General features: G+C 52.5%; 4 protein-coding genes. 1 reads left to right on the forward strand and 3 read right to left on the reverse strand.

Annotation, left to right across the window (positions count from 1 at the left end; all coding sequences use genetic code 11):
- On the forward strand, window positions 1-282 hold a 282-nt coding region (locus tag BLX24_RS29630; protein ID WP_071506826.1), incomplete at its 5' end, for a RagB/SusD family nutrient uptake outer membrane protein.
- A 60-nt stretch (window positions 283-342) separates the two neighbouring features.
- Here BLX24_RS29630 and BLX24_RS29635 read toward each other — a convergent pair.
- From BLX24_RS29635 to BLX24_RS29645, 3 genes are all read right to left on the reverse strand, one after another.
- Window positions 343-1,293 carry a polysaccharide deacetylase family protein gene (locus BLX24_RS29635; protein WP_071506827.1) on the reverse strand — a complete coding sequence of 317 codons (951 nt, stop codon included), beginning with the start codon at window positions 1,291-1,293 and terminating at the stop codon, window positions 343-345.
- Between the two features lie 206 nt (window positions 1,294-1,499).
- Window positions 1,500-2,615: a hypothetical protein gene (locus BLX24_RS29640; RefSeq protein WP_143092882.1), complete on the reverse strand. Its 1,116-nt coding sequence runs from the start codon at window positions 2,613-2,615 to the stop codon at window positions 1,500-1,502.
- A gap of 130 nt (window positions 2,616-2,745) precedes the next feature.
- Window positions 2,746-3,459, reverse strand: a complete 714-nt coding sequence (locus BLX24_RS29645; RefSeq protein ID WP_143092883.1) for a hypothetical protein — start codon at window positions 3,457-3,459, stop codon at window positions 2,746-2,748.
- Between the last annotated feature and the right edge of the window lie 158 nt (window positions 3,460-3,617).

Consider the following 3,617-nt stretch of genomic DNA (forward strand, 5'->3'; position numbering starts at 1 on the left):
ACCCGCGCCGCAAAGCCGGGCAAGACGGCGGCCATGCAGATTAAAGCCGATCAGGTAACGCTTGATTTTATCCTGGACGAACGCGCCCGTGAACTGGCAGGGGAGCAAATCCGCTGGTTTGACCTCAAACGCACGGGTAAGCTGATTGAACGCATAAAAGCCTATGCACCCGATAATGCTGTGAACCTGCAGGATTATCACACGCTGAGGCCGATTCCGCAAACGCAGCTCGATGCCGTTACCAACAAAACGGACTTTAAACAAAATCCGGGGTATCAATAAAAAACGTCAGCGCTAAAGGTGGTGGCACAACGGGCAGTGATGCGTCGTTGTGCCATTTTTTTATTCATTCCCTTCGCTTTTGAGCACGCTTTCAGGCAGTTCATACAACAACCATTGTTTGCTTCGGATCGAAGCCGACTTTTGCCGGATAAGCTGAATAAAATCGTTGATGCCTACCGGTTCATTCCCGTTGGCGTGGATCAGTACCAGGCTTCCCGGTTTGGGCTGCTGCCCTTTAGCCAGCCAGGCATCACTTCCGATCGGAAGCAATCCGAAACCGAGAATACGGTCAAACACGGATTTGTCGGAAACCAGGCCCGGAAACCGGAAAAACACGGAGGGGACCAATCCGTTCTGCAACATAGTCTGCTCATTCAGCAAGACTTCTTCCGCAATATTTGTGTTTGGCTCCAGCAGAAAATTTACCGGTAACGGCCGTTTCGGATCGAACCGGTGATGGTAGGAATGGTTTACCCACGTGATGTCCAGATCGCCTTTCGCAACCAGCGATTTCAGGTAAGCCAGATCGTCCTGATGGCTGTTCATCCATAAACCGGAGACGGTGATCGTAACCGGAATTGGCTTTTCTTCGGTTTCAAAGGCAGCAATCAGGTTTTCGAATACCGACCGGGTTAACGGTTTGGTCGACGGACATAGGTCGATGGTCAGGCTGAATCCCCGTTCGGTCGTATCGGCCCGTTCGATGCCCGCGTCCTGCAGGTTAGTATCCCGCCGCTTTTCACTGGCAAGGGCCCTGCCATAAGGCGTCCGGCTAAACTGCTGTTGCAGAACCGCCGGATTCAGTTTCCGGACTGCGTCTTGTGGCAACGCTGCCACCGACGTCTTCATCGTCTGCGGGTTTACCAGCCAATACATGGTTCGCCCCTGAAACGACCATGACCGGAGCGCAATCTGCGTTGGTTTCTGAGCGGTTGCGCCAAAAAATACCGTATAACCCGCGAGCTGAGCCATGGCCGGTGCCCAGCCTGTCAGGCACAGCCCGGTAATCATCAATAGGTTACAGACAATCTGTCTTAATTGCCTGCTGTTACACTTCCGTTTTACCCGTTTCATCTCCTGTACAACGTTGTATGTTCGCGGGCACCGGACCCGCATTCAGGCTGCAACGATAGCTGAAGTTTATGATTTTCGGACGGAACAACGCAGAAAATTGTGTCAGTAAGCCGTGATAGACCGGGTTTCCGGCCTTTCCGGCGCTACCGCATCATGCACGAGATACTGACAACCGGTACCAGGTTTTTCAGTACCACCGGCCGGTTATAAATCGTCCGGACTGCATAGCTCAGCATCACGTTCCGGCTAAAGCGCCAGTCGCCCCCGTAGGCCATGGTAAACTGATCCGACAGCGTGAGCTTTTCATTGGCCTGTTGAATTACCTCGGCGAAAAAATTGAATTTCGGGCTGCCATAGCGAATATTTAGCCCGGCCGTCAGTTGCTGCTGTAGCCGGTTCTGCCGCGTTCGCTGCGTAAAGGCGGTATACCGGATCAACCCGGAGATCAGAAAGCGCCGACCAATACCGAAGCACCCGTTTGCCCAGACCGACCACCCATCGGTCGACAATTTCAGGCTATCGAGGCCGGGATTCGCAAAGGTGTAGGCCCGCCCATAAGCCACATCCAGAAACGAAGCGTTCCAGTGCTGCTTCACAAACAGCGTCGAAAGCTCACTGATTTTTGTCTTTTGCCGCTTGTCCATATCCTCGATCAACTGCTCGGTGCCGTTTAGCCGGGTCAGGATAAAATCGCGTTGGTTCAGATGTTCACTTACCGGCGGCAGACGATTCAGGGAGTCAAGCCACATGTTCCGGTCGAGTAGCAGCCGTTCCCGTTGCTGGTAATAGGTCTCGGTCGATTCACGGAACAGGTCTTCATCATCTAACGGGTCCTTGCTGCGAAACAACGTCATTTTACCGGCAATAGCCAGCCGGCGGTCGAAGAGATTTTCGCCGGTTTGCTGCTCCACCGTTCCGGCCGAGATGTCCAGTGTCGACAGCATTTTCATCAGTTTCGGAGCACGCTGGTATTTCCGCAGGTTGGGCCGGTTATAAAACAATTCCCAGACGGGTTGTGCCTGAATAGCCAGATTGGGCCGCAGCCGGTATGACTGAAATGACCAGTCGACCTTAAAATCACGGATGTTACCCGGCCGCATAACGGTTGAGGGGTTAACACCCAGCAAATCAAATGCAGCCGATACCGGTATCTGAAACTCAAGAGGTTTGCTGGCACCGTTTGCGACAGGCTGCCCCTCCTGCGCGCTGGCAACAAGTCCGGAAAGGCTCAAAAATAATGTCAGGAACAGGTTTTTCATCGTGAATGAATGTACCCGGCTGATGGCAGGCATCGGACCGGGTAAGGAAAAGAAAAGACCGGCACTTCCCGCCCGGTTTCATCTTTCTCATGAGCCGCCGGGCGGGAAGGCGTTAGTCATGCGGCAACACTTACATACAGCCCAGGGCACAGGCCGCAAAGCAAGGGGCACAGGCCACACCCGCACAGCCAAAGAAAACAGCAATGGTGGCCGGCACACCCAGCCCGCCGGAAGCCACCGACAGAATAGCAGTTACTCCGCCGCAAATAGCGACACCGGCCAGACAACTGTTTTTACAATCGGCTTTTACCCGTGTTTTGAAACCAAAAGGTCCTTCCAGTACCACACTGGCGGTATTGCCGCCAATACAATTCCGGAAACAGCGCCCGAAACTGTGCGCTTTCTGGATTTTGCCACCCGACGAAAACCACTCCTCTGACATAAGCAGGGCTTTATCCATCGATTTTTCACCGACCGGAAATACCAGATAGGCTTTGTAAATCTGGTCGCCAACCTGCCGCCAGACCATTGAGCAGCCCTGCCCCTGCTTTTCATTCGGGTTGTAAAAGTCATAGGCACAAAACATCACGGGTACTTTTTTCCCTTTTTCGTCAACGACTGTGCCTGAGAACCCCCAGGCTCCTTCCTTAACCTCGTAGCGTTTAAATTTCCGGCCTTTTACTTCGCCGGTGAGCAGTTTCCAGTCTTCATCGCCCCCAAACTTTTCCCAGAGTTTCGTCATTTCGTCGGGTGAAAATACTTTCTGGCTTACCAGTTCGCCCTGGGCAAAGGCATTCACCACCAGTCCGCAGACCAGCATCATCATTAACATTGTCCGTAACATGGTTTTACTTGGTTTTATACGTAGGAAATAACAAATACACGCAGATGACTCACAGCAAAAGCTGTACTACCGACAACAAACGATATACTATATACGTAACCGGATTGATAAAGCGCCCGGTTCATCGTTTCATGAACGTTATCCTGTCGGTGAAAACC

The organism is Arsenicibacter rosenii, assembly GCF_001870735.1.
GTDB lineage: Bacteria > Bacteroidota > Bacteroidia > Cytophagales > Spirosomataceae > Arsenicibacter > Arsenicibacter rosenii.

Bases quoted from the DNA above. Each gene is read 5' to 3' on its own strand.
- BLX24_RS29635 (WP_071506827.1), bottom strand. From the start codon at position 1,293: ATGATTACCGGGCTGTGCCTGACAGGCTGGGCACCGGCCATGGCTCAG.
- BLX24_RS29640 (WP_143092882.1), bottom strand. From the start codon at position 2,615: ATGAAAAACCTGTTCCTGACATTATTTTTGAGCCTTTCCGGACTTGTT.
- BLX24_RS29645 (WP_143092883.1), bottom strand. From the start codon at position 3,459: ATGTTACGGACAATGTTAATGATGATGCTGGTCTGCGGACTGGTGGTG.